The sequence below is a fragment of the Aeromonas sp. R10-1 genome (assembly GCF_040908465.1).
GTDB classification, from domain to species: Bacteria; Pseudomonadota; Gammaproteobacteria; order Enterobacterales; family Aeromonadaceae; genus Aeromonas; species Aeromonas caviae.
This window is the reverse complement of sequence record NZ_JBFODT010000020.1, coordinates 38,598-57,637: the sequence shown is the minus strand read 5'-3', so window position 1 is coordinate 57,637 and position 19,040 is coordinate 38,598. Positions and strand designations below refer to the sequence as shown.

General features: G+C 61.5%; 20 protein-coding genes. 10 read left to right on the top strand and 10 right to left on the bottom strand.

Annotation, left to right across the window (positions count from 1 at the left end):
- Positions 1-95: 95 nt before the first annotated feature.
- The 8 genes from AB5Y93_RS09385 to putP all read left to right on the top strand — a co-directional run bounded on the left by AB5Y93_RS09385 (position 96) and on the right by putP (position 8,989).
- The gene (locus tag AB5Y93_RS09385) at positions 96-650 is read left to right on the top strand and encodes a GNAT family N-acetyltransferase (RefSeq protein WP_010675529.1); all 555 of its coding nucleotides are present in this window, start codon (positions 96-98) and stop codon (positions 648-650) included.
- A 37-nt stretch (positions 651-687) separates the two neighbouring features.
- The gene (locus AB5Y93_RS09380) at positions 688-1,242 is read left to right on the top strand and encodes a GNAT family N-acetyltransferase (RefSeq protein ID WP_041212415.1); all 555 of its coding nucleotides are present in this window, start codon (positions 688-690) and stop codon (positions 1,240-1,242) included.
- A 174-nt stretch (positions 1,243-1,416) separates the two neighbouring features.
- A complete protein-coding gene (locus AB5Y93_RS09375) occupies positions 1,417-2,523 on the top strand; it encodes a 1-acyl-sn-glycerol-3-phosphate acyltransferase (RefSeq protein WP_010675527.1) in 1,107 nt (368 codons plus the stop codon).
- 309 nt (positions 2,524-2,832) lie between these two features.
- A complete protein-coding gene (locus AB5Y93_RS09370) occupies positions 2,833-3,303 on the top strand; it encodes a YhcH/YjgK/YiaL family protein (protein WP_368229226.1) in 471 nt (156 codons plus the stop codon).
- A gap of 218 nt (positions 3,304-3,521) precedes the next feature.
- Positions 3,522-4,721, top strand: a complete 1,200-nt coding sequence (locus AB5Y93_RS09365) for an acetate kinase (RefSeq protein ID WP_010675525.1) — start codon at positions 3,522-3,524, stop codon at positions 4,719-4,721.
- A gap of 131 nt (positions 4,722-4,852) precedes the next feature.
- A complete protein-coding gene (locus tag AB5Y93_RS09360; RefSeq protein WP_010675524.1) occupies positions 4,853-6,094 on the top strand; it encodes a mechanosensitive ion channel family protein in 1,242 nt (413 codons plus the stop codon).
- Positions 6,095-6,279: 185 nt separating this feature from the next.
- Positions 6,280-7,206: a L,D-transpeptidase family protein gene (locus tag AB5Y93_RS09355; RefSeq protein WP_010675523.1), complete on the top strand. Its 927-nt coding sequence runs from the start codon at positions 6,280-6,282 to the stop codon at positions 7,204-7,206.
- A gap of 274 nt (positions 7,207-7,480) precedes the next feature.
- On the top strand, positions 7,481-8,989 hold the full coding sequence (gene putP, locus AB5Y93_RS09350) for a sodium/proline symporter PutP (RefSeq protein WP_368229225.1): 1,509 nt from the start codon (positions 7,481-7,483) through the stop codon (positions 8,987-8,989).
- A gap of 71 nt (positions 8,990-9,060) precedes the next feature.
- Here the strand turns inward: putP and AB5Y93_RS09345 are convergent, their stop codons facing one another.
- The 6 genes from AB5Y93_RS09345 to AB5Y93_RS09320 all read right to left on the bottom strand — a co-directional run bounded on the left by AB5Y93_RS09345 (position 9,061) and on the right by AB5Y93_RS09320 (position 13,611).
- Positions 9,061-9,666, bottom strand: a complete 606-nt coding sequence (locus AB5Y93_RS09345) for an NAD(P)H-dependent oxidoreductase (RefSeq protein WP_324041739.1) — start codon at positions 9,664-9,666, stop codon at positions 9,061-9,063.
- A 54-nt stretch (positions 9,667-9,720) separates the two neighbouring features.
- Positions 9,721-10,152 (bottom strand): MerR family transcriptional regulator, encoded by a 432-nt coding sequence (locus AB5Y93_RS09340; protein WP_368229224.1) that lies wholly within the window; start codon positions 10,150-10,152, stop codon positions 9,721-9,723.
- 208 nt (positions 10,153-10,360) lie between these two features.
- Positions 10,361-11,413 carry a hypothetical protein gene (locus AB5Y93_RS09335; RefSeq protein WP_368229223.1) on the bottom strand — a complete coding sequence of 351 codons (1,053 nt, stop codon included), beginning with the start codon at positions 11,411-11,413 and terminating at the stop codon, positions 10,361-10,363.
- A gap of 300 nt (positions 11,414-11,713) precedes the next feature.
- Positions 11,714-12,142, bottom strand: a complete 429-nt coding sequence (locus AB5Y93_RS09330; protein WP_368229222.1) for a VOC family protein — start codon at positions 12,140-12,142, stop codon at positions 11,714-11,716.
- A 396-nt stretch (positions 12,143-12,538) separates the two neighbouring features.
- Complete coding sequence (locus AB5Y93_RS09325; RefSeq protein WP_368229221.1) at positions 12,539-13,132, bottom strand: MliC family protein; 594 nt, start codon at positions 13,130-13,132, stop codon at positions 12,539-12,541.
- Positions 13,133-13,242: 110 nt separating this feature from the next.
- A complete protein-coding gene (locus tag AB5Y93_RS09320; RefSeq protein ID WP_010675518.1) occupies positions 13,243-13,611 on the bottom strand; it encodes a DUF2061 domain-containing protein in 369 nt (122 codons plus the stop codon).
- Positions 13,612-13,792: 181 nt separating this feature from the next.
- Between AB5Y93_RS09320 and AB5Y93_RS09315 the strand changes: the two genes are divergently transcribed.
- Positions 13,793-14,014 carry a hypothetical protein gene (locus tag AB5Y93_RS09315; protein WP_039040192.1) on the top strand — a complete coding sequence of 74 codons (222 nt, stop codon included), beginning with the start codon at positions 13,793-13,795 and terminating at the stop codon, positions 14,012-14,014.
- Between the two features lie 113 nt (positions 14,015-14,127).
- Here AB5Y93_RS09315 and AB5Y93_RS09310 read toward each other — a convergent pair whose 3' ends face one another.
- Positions 14,128-14,724, bottom strand: a complete 597-nt coding sequence (locus tag AB5Y93_RS09310) for an FMN-dependent NADH-azoreductase (protein WP_368229220.1) — start codon at positions 14,722-14,724, stop codon at positions 14,128-14,130.
- A 109-nt stretch (positions 14,725-14,833) separates the two neighbouring features.
- On the opposite strand from AB5Y93_RS09310, the gene AB5Y93_RS09305 reads away from it, so the two are divergent.
- Positions 14,834-15,763, top strand: coding sequence for a LysR family transcriptional regulator (locus tag AB5Y93_RS09305; RefSeq protein WP_319900963.1), 930 nt, complete (start codon positions 14,834-14,836; stop codon positions 15,761-15,763).
- 50 nt (positions 15,764-15,813) lie between these two features.
- Here AB5Y93_RS09305 and AB5Y93_RS09300 read toward each other — a convergent pair whose 3' ends face one another.
- Genes AB5Y93_RS09300 through AB5Y93_RS09290 form a run of 3 tightly spaced genes read right to left on the bottom strand, consistent with a single transcriptional unit; the run spans position 15,814 to position 19,026 of the window.
- The gene (locus AB5Y93_RS09300; RefSeq protein WP_180911392.1) at positions 15,814-16,668 is read right to left on the bottom strand and encodes a 23S rRNA (adenine(2030)-N(6))-methyltransferase RlmJ; all 855 of its coding nucleotides are present in this window, start codon (positions 16,666-16,668) and stop codon (positions 15,814-15,816) included.
- Positions 16,662-17,123, bottom strand: a complete 462-nt coding sequence (locus tag AB5Y93_RS09295; protein WP_368229219.1) for a DUF2390 domain-containing protein — start codon at positions 17,121-17,123, stop codon at positions 16,662-16,664. Before AB5Y93_RS09295 ends, AB5Y93_RS09300 begins: the two co-directional genes overlap by 7 nt.
- Positions 17,116-19,026 carry an ABC transporter ATP-binding protein gene (locus AB5Y93_RS09290; protein ID WP_368229218.1) on the bottom strand — a complete coding sequence of 637 codons (1,911 nt, stop codon included), beginning with the start codon at positions 19,024-19,026 and terminating at the stop codon, positions 17,116-17,118. Before AB5Y93_RS09290 ends, AB5Y93_RS09295 begins: the two co-directional genes overlap by 8 nt.
- Between the last annotated feature and the right edge of the window lie 14 nt (positions 19,027-19,040).

Sequence of the window (19,040 nt, the reverse complement as noted above, 5' to 3'; positions counted from 1 at the left end):
AGCCGGTTGAAAAGTCCTTGGCAAACAAGGGATTGATTGACTACATTGGCTCCCATGACGGCAGATGGCCGGAGCGGAACCGGGAAGGAGTGGCGATGTTTTCATGGCAACTGGATGACGAGCTGGCGCTCCTGTTCCTGCAACCCGACATGGCCAGCGAGCTGTTTCGCCTCTGCCAGCGCAACCGCGATTACCTCTCCCAGTGGCTGCCCTGGGTGCCCCACATCCAGCAGCCCGCCGACAGCGCCACCTTCATTCGCCACGCCATCGAGAAGTTTGCCCGGGGGGAGGGGCTGACCACGGCCATCGAGTATCAGGGGGAGGTGGTCGGCGTCATCGGTTACAACCAGATCGATCAGGATCTCGGCAAGGTGACCATCGGCTACTGGCTGGCGGAGCGCTGGCAGGGGCACGGCATCATCACCCGGGCCTGCCAGGCCCTGATCCATCACGCCTTCGAGGAGATGGGGATGGAGAAGGTGGAGATCAGCGCCGCCCTCGAGAACGAGGCGAGCCGGGCCGTGTGCGAGCGGCTGGGAATGACCCAGGAGGGGATCACCCGGCGGGCGGAGCGGCTGGCGGACAGGGTAGTGGATCACGTGCACTACGGCCTGCTGCGAGACGAGTGGCTGAGGCTGAGGGATCTCTGATGACCCTTCTGTCCGCTTCCAACCTCCTGAGGGCGAGATGACGACGCTGCCCCACATTGCCACCCCCCGTACCCGGCTGACCGTGCTGACCCCGGAGCGGGCCTGCCTGATGGTGGATTTCTATCTGCGTAATCGCGCCCACCTCTCCCCCTGGGAGCCCAGGCGGGAGGAGAGCTTCTACACCCTCGCTCACTGGCAGACCCGCTTGCGCGACGGTTACGGCCACTATTTCGAGGGCAGTGCCGTGCAACTGGTGGCGCTCGATCCCAGGGGGGAGCGGGTGCTCGCCACCTGCAATTTCACGAACATTGTGATGGGCATGTTCAAGGCGTGCCACCTGGGCTATGCCATCGACAAGGAGCACGAGGGGCAGGGCCTGATGCAGGAGGTGGTGGCCGCCGGCATCGATCACCTGTTCCGGGAGCGGGGCCTGCATCGCATCATGGCCAGCTACATGCCCGCGAACCTGCGAAGCGGCGCGCTCCTCGAACGGCTGGGGTTCGAGCAGGAGGGGTACGCTCGGGACTATCTGATGATCAACGGCCGCTGGGAGGACCACGTCCTCACCGCGCTCATCAATCCCGCTGGCTAGCAAAGCCGTTGTCGAAAGGGGGGCTGGCGGGTGACCGCCATCGCTTTTTCACTGCAAGATCGCACTATCTGTACACCTCTCATACCCCTGGGGATAAAAGCGTGTAAAATTGCGCCCTGAATTTTCCCGGCCGGCAGACGCAGGCCGCGACTCCATACATGCAAGGCAGACATTGTGACAGAAGTAGATAGATTCGCGGACATTCGCCCCTATCGCGATGAAGAAGTACCGGCTGCCATCGAGCGGCTGATCCAGGATGACGAGTTTATCGGCGCCATCGCCAAATACCGCTTCGGTTCCCTGATGAGCTGGCTGGGCTGGGCCATTCGCCCGCTGATCCGCCAGTTCCTGCGCCACAAATGGGCCAAGGTCAGCACCATCCATCAGGTACAGATGGGGGTGACCCGCTACATGACCCGGATGATCGCCACCTCTACCCAGGGGGTGAGCTTCTCCGGGCTCGAACACCTCAAGAAGGAGCAGGGCTACCTGTTCGTCTCCAACCACAGGGACATCGCCATGGATCCGGCGTTCGTTAACTGGGGGCTGCACACCCACGGGTTCGATACCGTGCGCATCGCCATCGGCGACAACCTGCTGCGCAAGCCCTGCGCCACCGAGCTGATGAAGCTCAACAAGAGCTTCATCGTCAAGCGCTCCGCCAAGGGACCGCGGGAGATGATGAAGGCCCTCGGGGAGCTGTCGGCCTACATCGGCCAGTCGGTGCACGAGGGCCACTCCATCTGGATCGCCCAGAAGGAGGGGCGAGCCAAGGACGGGGATGACAAGACGGATCCGGCCATCCTCAAGATGTTCTACGTGGACGGCAAGAAGCAGAAGATCGAGTTCGTCGACTACATGCGCAGCCTCAACATCGTGCCGGTGAGCATCAGCTACGAGCTGGATCCTACCGACAAGGCCAAGGCGCGCGAGCTCTACGAGAAGTCGGTTAACGGCAGCTACGAGAAGGGCGAGTTCGAGGACATCGAGAGTATCGTCGCGGGCATCGTCGGCCAGAAGGGGCGGGTACATGTCTCCTTCGGCGCCCCCATCACCGAGGGCTTCAGCGATCCGGACGAGCTGGCGGCGCTCATCGACAAGGCGATCTGGAGCAGCTATCGCCTCTTCCCGGGCAACTACCTCGCGGCGGATGTGCCCGGCAAGGCCAGCACCATAGAGCAAAGTGCCTTCCTGACTCGCCAGTCCGAGGTGCCACAAGAGCACAAGGCCATCTGGCGCGCCATGTACGCCAAGCCGGTGGAAAACGCCGGCAAGGTTTGAATGGCACCGCTTTGAGCGGGTGATGGAAAAAAAACGGGAGCAGATGCTCCCGTTTTTGCGTCTGGTCAAAGTCGGGGGAGATTGGGTAGTGAATAATATTGTTTCAACTGGTACGATCATCGGGTGAATGGGCGAGTATCTCTTGGCAGGGGCGGACGAGTATGCAACAGTGACTCGGCGCCATCGGCTTGGAAGCGACAGCGCCCCCGTCTGCACGGATGGCAGACGAGACGATAAAAGGACCTTCAATGGTCCTTTTTCATTGGTGCACAAAGATAGACCACAGATATACCTAAGGATGCGAACCTCATGATCACCGGCAGTCTGGATACCTTGCGACGCACCCCCTTGCCAGCCCCCCTGAACCGTATCGTGGCCGAGGTGGTGCAAAGCGTCGAACGCTGGCTGCACGTCCCCCTCGGCAAGCAGGAGGTCGACGGCCTCATGCTGTTCTGCCTGGTGAGCGAGGATCTGACAGAGCCGGTGGCGGATCGCCGGGGCGAGTTTCATGAGCAGTATCTGGACATCCAGCTGCTGCTGCGCGGCGAGGAGTGGATCGGCGTGGGCCCTCACGCCTACAGCCGGGACGGTGCCGATCATCCTCACCCCGATCTCTGGTTCGTCGATGACGAGCAGACCAGTTATCTGGCGTTGCAGCCCGGCGACTTCGCCATCTTCTGGCCGGGAGAACTGCATCGCCCCCTCTGCACCCTGACGACCCCAGGTCCGGTCAAGAAGCTGGTCGTCAAGGTTCACCAGTCGCTGCTGACCGGCGCCTGAGTGGCAACCGGGGCCTGGAGTCCAGAGTGATTGGGCCAACAGAGGCCCGTTGCGAATCGCTGATTCGACGCGCGCGCCAGACGAACGGTCTGCGCCCAACGATTTGAAAAATTGGACGCACCCTCCTGCGACCATAAGCCCCCGGCAGGGGAATCCCATCCATCGCTGGATGACACGACACTGTCGGCGTAAAGCCGAAGCACAGGAAGATGTAGAACATGAGCAAGTTGGTATTGATCCTTAACTGCGGTAGCTCTTCCCTGAAATTTGCCGTAATGGACGCTGAAACGGGCGAGGACATGCTGTCCGGCCTGGCCGAATGCTTCAATCTGGATGACGCACGTATCAAATGGAAACTCCACGGGGTCAAGGGCGACGCCATGCTGGGCGCCGGTGCCGCGCACCAGGAAGCCCTCGACCACATCGTGGGCCACATCCTGCCTCAGGATCCCGCCCTGGCCGATCAGCTGGTCGCCATCGGCCATCGCATCGTGCACGGCGGCGAGCAGTTCTCCCGCTCCGTGCGCATCGATGACGGCGTGATTGCCGGCATCGAAGCCGCCATTCCGTTCGCCCCCCTGCACAACCCGGCGCACCTCATCGGCATCCGTGCAGCCCTCAAGGTGTTCCCGGCCCTGGCCGACAAGAACGTGGCCGTGTTTGACACCGCCTTCCACCAGACCCTGCCAGAGGAAGCCTACCTCTACGCGCTGCCCTACAAGCTCTATCGCGAGAACGGCATCCGTCGTTACGGCGCCCACGGCACCTCCCACCGCTTCATCGCCGAAGAGACCGCCAAGGCGCTGGGCAAACCGCTCCATGAGCTCAACATCATCAACTGCCACCTGGGCAACGGTGCCTCCGTCTGCGCCATCAAGAACGGCGAGTCCGTCGACACCTCCATGGGGCTGACCCCGCTGGAAGGGCTGGCGATGGGCACCCGCTCCGGTGACATCGACCCTGCCATCGTCTTCTTCATGCACGACAACCTGGGTTACAGCGTGGACAAGATCAACCAGGTGCTGACCCGCGAATCCGGCCTGCTGGGCATGACCGAGGAGAGCAGCGACTGCCGCTACGTCACCGGCAACTACGCCACCGACGCAGGTGCCAAGCGCGCGCTGGATGTCTTCACCTATCGCGTTGCCAAGTACGTCGGCGCCTATGCCGCCGCCATGGATGGTCGCCTGGACGCCCTGGTGTTCACCGGCGGCATCGGCGAGAACGCCGCCATGGTGCGCGAGATGGTGCTGGCCCGACTGGCCCTGCTCGGCTTCAAGATCGACAAGGAGGCCAACAACGCAGCCGTACTGGGCGGTGAAGGCCCCATCACCGTCGAAGGCAGCCGTCTGGCCCTGGTGATGCCCACCAACGAAGAGCTGGTGATCGCCCGTGATGCCCTGAGCCTGGTCGGCTAAGGCACCCTCTGGTGACGACAACGCCCGGCCCCTGCCGGGCGTTGTCGTTTCGGCAATAGTGATCGGCCTGTCATTTGACATGGGGGACCAGATGCGTACCCTGACCGCTGTGTGATATTGCGGAGGTAACGATGAAAGAGATGTTTTTCAACTGGTTGTCAGGCCTGGGGGTCGATGTGACCCCCATGATGGCCCTGGTGATCGCCCTGGGGTTCATCGTGCTGACCGCCATGGTGCTGCACCTGGTGCTGCACCGCATCCTGCTGGTGCGCCTGGTGGGGCTGCTTGGCAAGACCAAGCAGATGTGGCTGCCGCCCCAGTTGCAGCAACGCCTCTTCTACCGGCTCGCCTTCGTGTTCCAGGGGGCCGTGCTGCTCGGTCAGGCGGAGATCTGGCTGCCCAAAGCGTCCGAGAGCCTGGCGCTTATCGAGTTGCTGGCCCAGCTCTGGATCCTGCTGTTCCTGCTACTGGCCCTGTTCGCCCTGCTCGACTGCCTGCTCTCCCTGAGCCGTCATACCCGGCTTGGGCGGGATCTGCCCCTGCGCGGCATCTTCCAGGGGGTGAAACTGGTGGCCAGCATCCTGGTGGGCATCCTGATGATCGCCCTGCTGCTCGGCAAGTCGCCCCTCTTCCTGTTCAGCGGCCTGGGGGCCATGACCGCGGTCCTGATGCTGGTGTTCAAGGACCCCATCCTCGGCCTGGTGGCGGGTATCCAGCTCTCCGCCAACCGCATGCTGAGCGTCGGTGACTGGCTGCAGATGGACAAGTACGGCGCGGACGGCGAGGTGACCGACATCGGCCTCACCACGGTCAAGGTGTCGAACTGGGACAAGACCATCACTACCATCCCCACCTATGCCCTCATCTCCGACTCCTTCAAGAACTGGCAGGGGATGACCGAATCCGGCGGGCGCCGCATCAAGCGCAGCGTCAACATCGACATGACCAGCGTGCGCTTCCTCACCTCGCAGGAGCAGTTGCAGCTCAAGCAGGCCAGGTTGCTGGCGCCCTACCTCAGCCGCAAGGAGCAGGAGCTCAGCAGCTACAACCAGCAGCTCAGCGATGCCATCAGCTGCCCCATCAATGGTCGCCACCTCACCAACCTCGGCACCCTGCGCGCCTATCTGGACGCCTACCTGCGGGCTCATGCGGGCATTCGCAAGGACATGACCCTGATGGTGCGCCAGTTGGCACCGACCACGGACGGCCTGCCGCTGGAGATCTACTGCTTCACGGCGACCACCGCCTGGGCCGAGTATGAAGGGATACAGGCTGATATTTTCGACCACATATTTGCGATAATTGAGCAATTCCATCTGCGTTTGCATCAGTCTCCAACCGGTTATGATATGCACAGTTGGAAAAATGGCTGATCCCGCTTATGACAAGGTGCCGTGGCGCAGCGCTGCACCGTATTTAATCGCCGACCCGTCAGCACGTGGCGGTTGAAATTTGCATGGCAGAGGAGAAAAATGGCGGCCTTCTCTTCGCCCCGGGCGCGCCCGTCGCCTCCGCGCTGGCCAGAGTGCTGAACCACCCCCTTTATCACAGGAAAGTTATGAAGCTCCTCCACAACACGGCGGCCGCACTGTGCTGCTCCCTGATCCTGGCCGCCATGCCCGCCCTCGCTATCGAATATGCCCTGCCCGCAGCCAACAGCCGCCTGGTGGGGGAGAACCTGGACTACGTGGTGTCCCCGGAAGAGGCGGGCCAACCCCTGGAAGCGGCAGCGGCCAGATTCCAGCTCGGCTTGACCAACATGCTGGAAGCCAACCCCAAGGCGGACCCCCTGCTGCTGCAGGCGGGCGAGAAGCTGGTCGTGCCGCATCAGTTGATCCTGCCGGATGCCCCCCGTGAAGGCATCGTGCTGAACGTCGCCGAGATGCGCCTCTACTACTACCCCAAAGGCAAGAAGGTGGTGGAAGTGCTGCCGATTGGCATCGGCCAGCTCGGCACCGACACCCCGGAAGACTGGGTGACCAGCGTGCAGCGCAAGAAGGCGGGCCCGACCTGGACCCCGACCGCGAAGATGCACGCCGAGTACGCCGCCCGTGGCGAGACCCTGCCTGCGGTCTGGCCGGCCGGACCGGACAACCCCATGGGGCTGTTCGCGCTCTACATCGGCAAGATGTACGCCATCCACGGCACCAACGCCCAGTTCGGCATCGGCCTGCGGGTGAGCCACGGCTGCGTGCGTCTGCGCAACGACGACATCGAGTACCTGTTCAAGCAGGTCCCGGTCGGTACCCGCGTCCAGTTCGTGAACCAGCCCATCAAGGCCTCTGTCGAGCCGGATGGCCGCCGCTACCTGGAAGTGCACCAGCCCCTCTCCCGCAATCAGGAGGAGTTCAACTCCAGCCTGCCGGCCCCGCTGCCCATGTCCACCGCCGTGACCCGCTTCATCGCCCACGCGGACAGCGACTCCCAGCTGGTCAAGCAGGCCCTGGAGCAGCGCAGCGGCATGCCCATCGCCATCAACCGCTGATCCCGCCCGTCGGTATCCCGAGCCCCGGCCACTGTCGGGGCTTTTTTATGGCGCGGGGGAGGGGATCATCAGGGTAAACCCTTGGCAGGTCGGGATAAAATCCGGCCTTATTGCAATTGAGTGGTTGCTTGGTTAGGTGTTAAACGTTTTTCATGTGTTTTTTATTTGTTAAAAGTGGTTGTGGTCCGGCGATCTGCTGATTACTCTAGGCCGGTTTTTTTAAGGAAGAGTCCGTCGCAAGAACGGGCACAGACGTCACATAACGGAGTTTTGAATGACAGCTAGCACCCCCATGCTCATCACCTTTCTGGTGTACATCCTCGGGATGGTGTTGATCGGCTTCATCGCCTATCGCGCCACCCGTAACTTTGACGACTACATTCTCGGCGGCCGCCGGATGGGGAGCTGGGTGACCGCCCTCTCCGCCGGTGCCTCCGACATGAGTGGCTGGCTCCTGATGGGCCTGCCTGGCGCCGTCTTCATCGGCGGCATCTCCGAGAGCTGGATCGCCATCGGCCTCATCATCGGCGCCTACTTCAACTGGCGCTGGGTGGCCGGTCGGTTGCGGGTTCACACCGAGAAGAACCGCAACGCCCTGACCCTGCCGGACTACTTCACCTACCGCTTCGAGGACAAGAGCCGGGTGCTGCGCATCCTCTCCGCCCTGGTGATCCTGCTGTTCTTCACCATCTACTGCGCCTCCGGTGTGGTGGCCGGTGCCCGCCTGTTCGAGAGCACCTTCGGCATGAGCTATGACACCGCCCTCTGGATCGGTGCCGCGGCCACCATCACCTACACCTTCTTCGGCGGCTTCCTCGCGGTAAGCTGGACCGACACCGTGCAGGCGACCCTGATGATCTTCGCCCTCATCCTCACCCCGGTGTTCGTCATCATCGCCGTGGGCGGCATCGACACCGCCATGGTGCAGGTGGCGGCGCAGAACGCCAGCAACCTCGACATGTTCAAGAACCTGGACTTCATCGCCATCATCTCTCTGATGGCCTGGGGCCTGGGCTACTTCGGCCAGCCCCACATCCTGGCGCGCTTCATGGCGGCGGACTCCCACCACTCCATGGCCAGCGCCCGTCGCATCAGCATGACCTGGATGGTGCTGTGCCTGGGTGGCGCCGTGTCCATCGGTTTCTTCGGCCTGGCCTACTTCTCCACCTTCACCGAGCAGGCGGGCGGCGTGACCGCCAACCCGGAGCGCGTCTTCATCGAGCTCTCCAAGATCCTGTTCAACCCCTGGATTGCCGGCGTGCTGCTCTCCGCCATCCTGGCGGCGGTCATGAGTACCCTCAGTTGCCAGCTGCTGGTCTGCTCCAGCGCCATCACCGAGGATCTCTACAAGCCCTTCCTGCGCAAGAACGCCTCCCAGAAAGAGCTGGTGTGGGTCGGCCGCGCCATGGTGCTGCTGATCGCCCTGGTGGCCATCGCCGTCGCCACCAACCCGGAAAACCGGGTGCTGGGGCTGGTGAGCTACGCCTGGGCCGGTTTCGGTGCCGCCTTCGGCCCCGTGGTGCTGCTCTCCGTGCTCTGGTCCCGCATGACCCGCAACGGCGCCCTGGCTGGCATGCTGGTCGGTGCCCTGACCGTCATCATCTGGAAGCAGTTCGGCTGGCTGGGTCTGTACGAAATCATCCCGGGCTTCCTGTTTGCCACCCTGGCCATCGTGCTGTTCAGCCTGCTGGACAAGGCTCCCTCCAAGGCCATGCAGGATCGCTTCGCAGAAGCCGAGCAGGAGTTCCAGAGCCCCATGGCAGACGCCATCGCGGCAAAATAACCCCCGCCTCGACGACAAAAGCCCCGCAACTGCGGGGCTTTTTAATGGGCAACACATGCCCATGGCAGGGATTAGGCGGGACGCCTGCCCAGCCGTTGCACATCCTGGCGGGCGGCGGCCCCGGCTTGGGCAAGCCAGCGCTGGCGGGCCCCCTCATCCGAGGTGTGGACGGGCCCCAGATGCTGGCGGTGGGTCAGCCGGATGCCGCACAGCCCCAGCACCGGCTTGTCCAGGGTGCGCTCCAGGGGGGCACCCTGCCACCAGCGGTAATACCAGGGGGGGCTGTCCATGGTGAGCAGCAGGCGCGCCGTCTTGCCGGCGAGCAACTGCTCCGGGTGGGCCTTCCCCGGCTGGTAGCGAAAGGCGAAACCCGGCAGCAGGGTGCGATCCAGCAGCCCCTTGAGCCGGGCAGGCAGGTGGCCCCACCAGACGGGGGCGACGATCACCAGATGGTGGGCCTGCACCAGGCTCTGCTGCACCGCCTGCAGATCCGGTTCGAGGGGCTGCGCCTCGTCATAGCCATGTTGCAGGTCCGGCGCGAAGGCGAGCTCCCCCACGTGATGCAGGGTGACGCGCGCGCCCCCTTGCTCGGCGCTGCGGGCATACTCTCGGGCGAGGGCGTGGCAGAGGCTGTCGGGTTTGGGGTTGCCGTTGAGAACAAGCAGGTTGGGGGTCATGGTATGGCTCCTTGAAGTGAGCCCCCATTACACCCCTTGCCCCATGGGACAGAGTCAAGCCACCTTTTGCCCCCGATCCGCGGCGGCGGGATGATCCCGCCCGTCGGGGGATTGCTGCGCCGGGGCACCATATCGGCAAGGGTGCTGCGCCAGCAGCGTGGCGCACTGGCTCAAGCCCTGGTGCTGGCGTTGCAACCGGGCGACCTCCGCTTCTATCTGTGCCAGCTTGCCCGCGATAAGCTGCTCCACCTTCTGCCAGGGAAACTCGGCGAGACTGGTGAGGCCCGCGAGCAGAGGGGCCAGCTCGCTCAATTTGCAGCCGAGCTGCTGAGCCTCGCGAATAAAGCCGACCCACTCCAGATCCTCAGCCCGGTAGACGCGATACTTGCCGCGCCGCCTGGGCTCGGGCAGCAGCCCGAGCTGCTCGTAGAGGCGGACCGCCTTTGGGGTGGTGCCCGCCAGCCGGGCAAATTCGCCGATATACATGGTGCTGCTCGCAAAGGTTGTTCGAGTAGGGGCTCACTATAGGTCAGTGGCTGGCGGGAGAGAATCCCCATGGGGGAGGGAGGAGTTGGATTGGCAAGGGACATCCACCTTGCTAGGCAAGTCTGCTATCGAGATAGTGGGTATCATAAATTGTTATATGGAAACCACCTTAATCACTAGAATCAACGTGAAGCAGAAATACCAAGCGTTACAAGTCACTTTTAAACGCTTTGTTATACATGTTTTCTTCAACATAAAAAATATTAGTGCTTACATCCAGAAATGCATAAGCGGCTTCTACCTTTTTAAGAAAAGACTTATCCCTAGAAAGTAATATGTCAGCGAAAGTTGCGAAACTTGCATGACTTTGGTCACTTATCGAGGCAAAGAATCGCCGTTCTATATGAACCTTTGAATCTGGATGATATCCCAGCATATTTAACATGTGATATATTGAATTGACTTTCTGATACTTGAAAAATTCTATTGTTGGGTAAATGGGGTTGCTTTCTATACCGAAAAATTGCTCTAAGGTTATGTCTGATTCTTTTGGGAGTTTTTCATGAATAAGAGACCATATCTGCTGAATAACGTTTGGTGGTTCTATGTTATTCAACTGTATCGGCCCTATATCTAAAGATTTACGAAAGTCTTTTATGCCCGACCAACCAATAGAGTCACTAACACTCTCTGACGCAAGTCTTGCGCTCTCAAAAATGGCATCTGACATCTTCCTTTTAATTTCACTGGATTGAGTTTCTAACTGTACTGCTAACTCAGGGAAATGGGGTTTCAAATCCTCAATGTTTTTAAGCATGAAATCATGCAACTCATTATAAGCGTCAACTTGTGTATCTCTGGTGTCCCAAAATGTATTCTGACTTAAGCCACCGTAAACCTTTTGAACATTGAGCATAATTGATTGATAGATGCGTTCGTATACTGGTTCGTTTGAGTTGTATTCATTAAAAGAAAGATAACTATCTCTTTCTGTAATTGTTGCCTTACCAGTTGGCTGGAAGTGCTCATCAAAACAAATTTTCAAATGAAATGCACCTAGCTGGTTCAGTATTTCAAGAAATTTGCTCTCATAGCCAACTGAACGCTTTATCTCTTTTAGAGTTTCATCTGAGTAAATGACTTGGTATTTACAAGCAAGCATTTTCCCAAGTTCACCTAAACCAAATTTCATGAACATATCTAGCATGTTTTGATCTAGATAAACTGTCAACTTATCTTGATATATCGGAATCTTTTCCATGTTGTTTCTCGTAATGCATATAACAGTTAATAGATGGCGGGTGGTATTAATCCGATAATCGAGTCTTCCGCATAATTCCGTACCTACTTTATCACTGTGACGAAAATTTATTTAAAATAATAATATTGCCAGCTTGGCTCTGAGTCTGCCCGTCTTCGCTTGGCCTCTTCATCTGGCACGACCATTACGACTGAATAAAAATACAGTCGATAAGAAACTCTGGGCGTCACTATGTTGAGCAAGGCGTAACCACCTCATTGCACCTTGGCGAACCCCATATCATCGGCGCTCCGTTAATTTCTAAAACCGAATTTCCACCGACTCTGCGCTGCGCCTTGCCTCACCGTGATAAACTGCTTCGATATTGTTGCCGTCCGTATCGAGCACAAAGGCGGCGTAATAGCCGGGGTGATAATTGCGCTCGCCGGGGGCGCCGTTGTCTTGACCGCCGTGGGCGAGGGCCGCCTGATAGAAGCGATCCACCATGGCCCTGTCTTGTGCCTGGAAGGCGAGATGATGGCGGCCGGTCAGTGTGCCGAGCGCTGCCGGGCTGTCGATGGATGTGACAAAGAGCTCGTCAGCCCAGAAGTAACCCTCACCCGCGCCGCCGATTGGCACATCGAGGGTGGCCAGTATGGCCCTGTAAAAGGGCTCGCTGGCGGTCAGGTCTTTCACCACCAGCTGGAGATGGTCGATCAGCCGACCCCGATGCAGTGTGTGCGTTTCCATACATTCACTCCACTCGACATGGTTGAATCAGTCACTTACCTCTTGCCGGTTGTGCCCTTTGGCGACGCTACCGCCCTGAATGTCAGCTTCCAGCTTGCTGCGATTGACCAAAGGGGCGTGGTTGGCATGGCACATGGGAGACTCCGACGAGGCGTGTGTTGCCAATTGGCTATATTAACGGCCCGCGAGCGAAGGGGAAGGAGGAAATGGCGAATTGCCGGGCAAGATCAACAAATGGAGGCCAGCCCGAAAGCCTGGCGTCCGGGCTGGATTGGCGAGAGGGGGAGAGGGGGAGAGGGGGAGAGGATAGGTAAAAGGGGGGCGAGTGGCCACCAACTGGTGACCCTCTTGCTGCCTGTACGGGAGTGGTTGCCCGGCCCTTGGCCGGGCGGGGGATCAGTTGCCCAGGATCTCGCTGCAGTTGAGGGTGGGCTGACCGTAGCGCTCCAGCATGGCGTCGCTCCCCTTGGTCCAGAAGGTGAGGTTTTGTCCCTCGTACCGGGCGCCGCTGGCGCTGGGGGTCTCATAGGCGAGCACCTGCTGCTGGTCGTTCCCCTCGCTCAAATTGATCATGGCGGCGGGCCGCTTGGCCTCGTTGTAGAAGTAGGTGGAGAGGGTGAGGCTCTTGCCGCACTGGTAATCAATCGGCGTCGGCACCCTCAGTTGGCCGCCTTTTATCTGCAACTCGGTGATCCGCAACTGGTAGCTCTCTTCCACGCACTGGCGCAGGTCGCCCGCCTTCCAGCAGTCGTTGCGCCCCTTGATCCAGCCGCGCTGGATGGCGCGCTCGCTCTTCTGCTGCTCGGGGGAGAACCCGGCAATCGCCTTGGGATAGAGGGCTGACAGCTCGTTATCCAGCGCAGCCAGTCCGGCATCCTTGCAGATGAGGGTTTCGGCGGCGCCTTTCGCCTTGGCGCACTCGAAGGAGGGGGTGGCTGCCGTGGCCAGCAGAGGGTAAAACAGCAGGGTTCCAAGCAAGATCTTGTTCATCGACAGGGCTCCAACAGGGGGCATGATGCCCCGTGACCAGAGCACACTTTACACCCGAAGGAGGCAGGAGCACCCCGTGTTTTTGGGTGGCGGGCGGCCCTGCATGGCAATCAGACGCCGGCCAGCGCCAAGGTCTGGCGGCTGCGCCACAGCCGCTCGTGGAAGAAGAAAACGACGGTGTTGATGGCAGGTTCGATCAGTGCCATCACGCCGCCGGTGAGCAGCTCGCCACTCAGCAGGTAGGCGACACCGAAGGCCACCGAGAAGTGGACCAGGGCGAAGCTGCTGGTCTTGGCCTGCAGGCTGTGTTCAGGCTTGAGCTTGTGCCAGCCAAGGTCGTGGAAGTAGAAGGCGACCGTGTTCACGGCGGGCTCGATGAGGGCGATCAGGCTGGCGGTGAGCAGTTCGCCGGTCAGCAGGTAAGCCACGGTGAAGGCGACACAAAAGTGCAGGATGGCGAAGCTGATGGTCTTTTTCATGGTGGTGTCTCCTCTGGCGATGAAAGCAGTATCACCCAGAATTCCATCAAATGAAAACCATTCTCATTTATCGGCGAAATAGAAAATGCCTATCGACCAGGGGGAGGCCCCACCAGATTGGGAGTTGCCCGGGACCGCAGCGGCGCTAGAGTGTGCCTTTTGCCATGAAAAAGGAGCTTTCATGACCATCAACTCCAACCTGTTTGTTCTCTTCATGCTGCTGCTGATGATCGTCGTCGGCGTGGTGGCCTGGCGACTGGCCCGGCGCAAGAGCCGCCACCCGGGGCTTGTCACCTTCCTGTGCGTGTTGCTCTGCCTGGTGCCGCCCTTTGCCCTGCTGGCGCTGCTCATTCTGGCGCTCTGGCGGGACATGCCCGCAGGCGCCGATGCCAGGCAAGCCTAGTCTCTTCAGCCGCCACTGCCGCAGTCATAGCAAAGCCCCTTGCGGGGCTTTTTTACTTGGAATGTCCCGCGCAGCAGGTGGCCGGTTGGAAGGGGCAAGATCGGATGATGGCCCTACCTGCCTAGGTCAGCGATCCGAGCATGGGCCTCGCGCATTCCCTGTTCCGCCCCGTGGGGGCGCAGATCCATCCCCTCTGCGTAGACGAAGTCCACCGGGATGCCCATCAGGCCGAGCACGGACTTGAGGTAGGGGGTGACCGCATCTGTCGTCTGTCCCTGATGCACGCCGCCGCGGCTGCTGAACACCAGGGCGTTGACCCCCTCCACCAGCCCCATGGGGTAGGTGTCGGTGTAACGGAAGGTCACCCTGGCCCGCGCCACCAGACCGAACCAGTTCTTGAGGGGGGTCGGCACGTTGAGGTTGTACATGGGGGCGCCGATCAGCAGCAGGTCGGCGGCCTTGAGTTCGGCAATCAGCCGATCCGACAGCGCCACCGCCTGCCGGATGGCCTCATTGGCCGGTTCAGCCCCCCGCAGGGCGTGAAACAACGGCCTGTCGAGGGCGGGCAAGTCGAGGGCGGTCAGGTCGCGCACCACCACCTGGTCCTGGTGGCCCTGCTCCCGGCGTGTTTGCAGGAAGTGCTCCATCAACTGGTTGGTGCGGGATGCGGGGCCGTTGAGGCTGGATTGCAGCAGCAGGATCTGGCTCATGAGGGGAACTCCATCTGAAACGTGTGAAGAATGAAGGGAGCTTACCAGTCATTTTTTTCCGCAGTGCTGATAGTATTTCGCCATATTGGTTCCAAAAGGTATGCAATAGATGGCAAACACGCTCAACGGCATCGATCTCTTCGCCACCGTGGTGGAGGCGGGCAGCTTCGCCCAGGCGGCGGAGCGGCTTCACCTCACCCGCTCGGCGGTGGGCAAGGGGGTGGCGCGGCTGGAGCTGCGTCTCGGCGTGCAACTGTTTCATCGCACTACCCGCAGCCAGAGCCTGACCGAGGAGGGGGCGCTCTTCTATCGCCACTGCCTGCGGGCGCTGGAGGAGGTGCGTCTTGGGGAAGCGGCGCTGGCCAGCAACAAGCTCACCCTCAACGGCAGATTGAAGGTCTCCATGCCGGTGCTGTTCGGCCAGCAGTGCGTGGCCCCCATTTTGCTGGCGCTGGCGAAGGCGCATCCCGGGCTGGCCCTGGAGCTGTCGTTCAGCGATCGCAAGGTGGATCTGGTGGAGGAGGGGGTGGATCTGGTGATCCGCAACGCAGAGCCGCCGGACAGCCTGGATCTGGCGGCGCGCAGGCTCGGGGAGCACGGCATGACGCTCTGCGCCTCGCCCGCCTATCTGGCCGAGCGGGGGGAACCTGTGACCCTGGCCGAGTTACCGGATCATGAGTGCATCGCCTATTTGCGCCAGGGGCGGGTGCTGTCGTGGTGGTGGCAGGAGGCCGAGGCATGGCGCGAGGTTCAGCCCAGAGGGCGGTTGCAGATGGACGATCTCAACGCCATCACCCAGGCGGCCATCGCGGGCTTTGGCCTGGCCTGGTTGCCGACCTGGCTGGCGCGGCCCCACCTCGAGCGGGGCGAGCTGCGCGAGCTGCTGGCCCGGTTGCCGGGTCGGCGCTATCCCATCAACGCCCTCTGGCCCCATGGCCCGCATCTGCCCCTCAAGACCCGGCTCGCCATCGACTGGCTGGCGAGCCGCCTGCCCGAGCGGCTGGCCAGGGTGAGCGGGCCGGATCATCTGCCCCAATGAAAAAGGGCCTGCTGTGGCAGGCCCTTTCCCATTTTCTGCGGTTCCGAGGGTCAGGCCTCGGCCTTGCTCAGCCACTCCACCCTGTACTGGGCGCCGGCGCCCTGGGCCAGCCTGGCGCACAAGGGTTTCAAGAAGGCCTCGATCTGCTCGTCCAGCATCCAGGGGGGGCTGACGATGAGCATGCCGGAGCCGTTCATGCCCCAATCGGCAGTCTGGCCGGCCACTTCCAACTCCGCTACCAGGACGTTGCCGAAGTTCTCGCGCTTGATCGCTTTGAGCATGTCGCGGGACTTGTCCGCCTCTTGCCCGAGGATGGGATACCAGAGGGCGTAGATGCCGGTGGCCCAGCGCTTTTGCGCTTTTTTAAGGGTATCGACCACGGCGAAGTAATCTTCCTTGAGCTCATAAGGGGGGTCGATGAGCACCAGGCCACGGCGCGGGGTGGGGGGCAGCAGGGCCACCAGCCCCTCGAAGCCGTCGCGATGGTGGACGGCGACGCGGGGGTCGTACCCCATGTTGGCGCGAAGATCCTCCACCTCGTTGTTGTGCAGCTCCATCAGCGCCAGCTTGTCCTGATCGCGGATAAGGCGGCGGGACAGCTCCGGCGAGCCGGGGTAGTAGTGCAGCTGGCCATCGCTGTTCATCTCCTCGATGACACCCAGATAGGGGGCCATGGCAGACCACTGGGCCCGCTCATCCCACAGGCGTTTGATCCCGTCGGCATATTCCGCTTTCTTCTGGGACCAGTCGCCGCGCAGGTCGTAGAGACCGCCACCGGCATGGGTGTCCAGCACGATGAAGGGTTTCTCCTTCTTCTTGAGGGACTCGATGATCAGGGCCTGGACGGCGTGTTTGAGCACATCGGCGTGGTTGCCGGCGTGAAAGGCGTGGCGGTAGCTCAGCATATGAGATCTCTGAGGGGGCCCTGCTGGGCACCCAGTAACGATAGATAGTGAAACAGGTTGCGGCTGTCGCCGCGAAACAGGGCGAGGGTGCGCAGGGTCTGCAGCAAGACCCCCTGTTGCAGCCGCTCCAGCTCCAGTTCGTGGGCCAGCATGGTATGGTACTCCTCGGCCCCCACCCGTGACTTGGCCTGCTGGCGCAGGGTGCGCCAGGGGAGCAGCACCGCCTCGGTCTGTACCAGGGCCGGTTGCAAGTCCGTGAGGTCGACCGGGATCCGGAGCAGGTCGAGGTGGTGCAGCAGGAGTGCCAGGTTGACGTTGCCCCCCATGCTTTGCACGTGGAGCCAGTCCTGGCTGCGCTGGCCATAGGCGCCTGTGCTCCATGTCCAGAACTCGGAAGGGGTGGGCAGGGCGTCGGGGCTGACCCGCTCGCTGGCCATCAAGGCTTCATCACGCAAAGAAGGCCTGCTCCATGGTTTCCAGCTCCTCAGAGAGGCTCATCCACTCCAGCTCGACGTGCTCCAGCTCCTCCTTGAGGGGGCCCTGGGACTTGAGTAGCTCGGAGAGCTTGCCCTTGGCGATCTCTTCATAGATGGCGGGATCGGCCAGCTGGTGCTCGATGTCGGCGAGCCTGCCTTGCAGCTTCTCCATGCTGGCCTCGAGCTTCTCGAGCTTCTGGCGAAGCGGCCGGGTTGCTTGCCGGAACTGGGCCTCAAGGCGCTTCTGATCCTTGCGCGCCACCGCCGAGTTGGCGGAGACGGGGCCATCTGACGGCTTGGCATTGGCCTCTTTCTCCTGCTCGCCGAGCCACTTGTGGTAGTCGTCGAGATCCCCATCGAAGGGCTCGACCCGGCCGCCGTGGACCAGATAGAAGTCATCCGTGGTGGTGCGCAGCAGATGACGGTCGTGAGAGACCACCACCATGGCTCCCTCGAACCCTTGCAGGGCCATGGTCAGGGCGTGGCGCATCTCCAGATCCAGGTGGTTGGTCGGTTCATCCAGGAGCAGCAGGTTGGGCTTTTGCCAGGTGATGAGGGCCAGTACCAGACGCGCTTTCTCACCACCGGAGAAGGGGGCCACCTTGTCGAGTACCTTGTCGCCGTGAAAACCGAAGCTGCCGAGGTAGTTGCGAAGCTCCTGCTCGGTCTTGTCCGGCGCGAGGCGCACCAGGTGATCGAGGGGGCTGTCATCGAGGCGCAGGGTCTCGAGCTGATGCTGGGCGAAGTAGCCGATGCTCACCCCGGCGCTCACCTCCAGCTTGCCGGAGAGGGGCGGGTTGGAGCCCGACAGCATCTTGATGAAGGTGGACTTGCCCGCGCCGTTGCGACCGAGCAGGCCGATGCGCGAGCCCGGCACCAGGTTGAGCTTGATCTTCTCCAGGATCACCTTGTCGCCGTAACCGGCGCTGAGGTTCTCCATGGCGATGAGCGGGGTCGGCAGAGCGGAGGGCTCGCGAAACTCGAAGCTGAACTCGGAGTCGGCGTGGGCGGGCAGGATCTTCTCCATCCGCTCCATGGCTTTGAGCCGGCTTTGGGCCTGACGGGCCTTGGAGGCCTTGTAGCGGAAGCGGTCCACATAGGATTGCATGTGGGCCATCTCCCGTTGCTGCTTCTCGTACATGGACTGCTGCTGGGCCAGGTGCTCGGCCCGTTGCAGTTCGAAGTCGGAGTAGCCGCCGCTGTATTCGTTGAGCTTGCCGTTCTCGATATGGATGATGCGATTCACCACGGAATCGAGGAAGTCGCGGTCGTGAGAAATGAGCACCAGCGTGCCCTGATAGCCCTTGAGCCACTTCTCCAGCCAGATGACGGCGTCCAGATCCAGGTGGTTGGTCGGTTCATCCAGCAGCAGCAGATCGGAGCGGCAGAGCAGCGCCTGGGCCAGGTTCAGGCGCATGCGCCAGCCACCGGAGAAGCTTCTGACCGGCGAGTCGAGCTGATCGCCGCCAAAACCCAGACCGTGCAGCAGCTCGGCGGCGCGGGCGCGAATGCTGTAGGCACCTATGGTATCGAGCTTGCCGTGCAGCTCGGCCACCAGCAGACCGTTGTCATCCGCCTCGGCCCGGGCGAGCTCGCCCTCCAGGGCGCGGAACTCCTTGTCGCCGTCGATCACGTACTCCAGGGCGGAGCAGTCCAGCGCCGGGGTCTCCTGGGCCACGCCGGCAATCTGCCAGCCGGCGGGCAGGCTGAAGCTGCCGTTGTCGATGGCCAGCTCGCCCCGCACCAGCGCAAAGAAGGTGGACTTGCCACAGCCGTTCTTGCCCACCAGGCCCACCTTGTGGCCGGGGTGTATGGTGGCGGACGCGTTGTCCAGCAGCGTGCGGCCGCCGCGGATCAGTTCGATTTGACTGGCAACTATCATGGATGGGTCTGCTT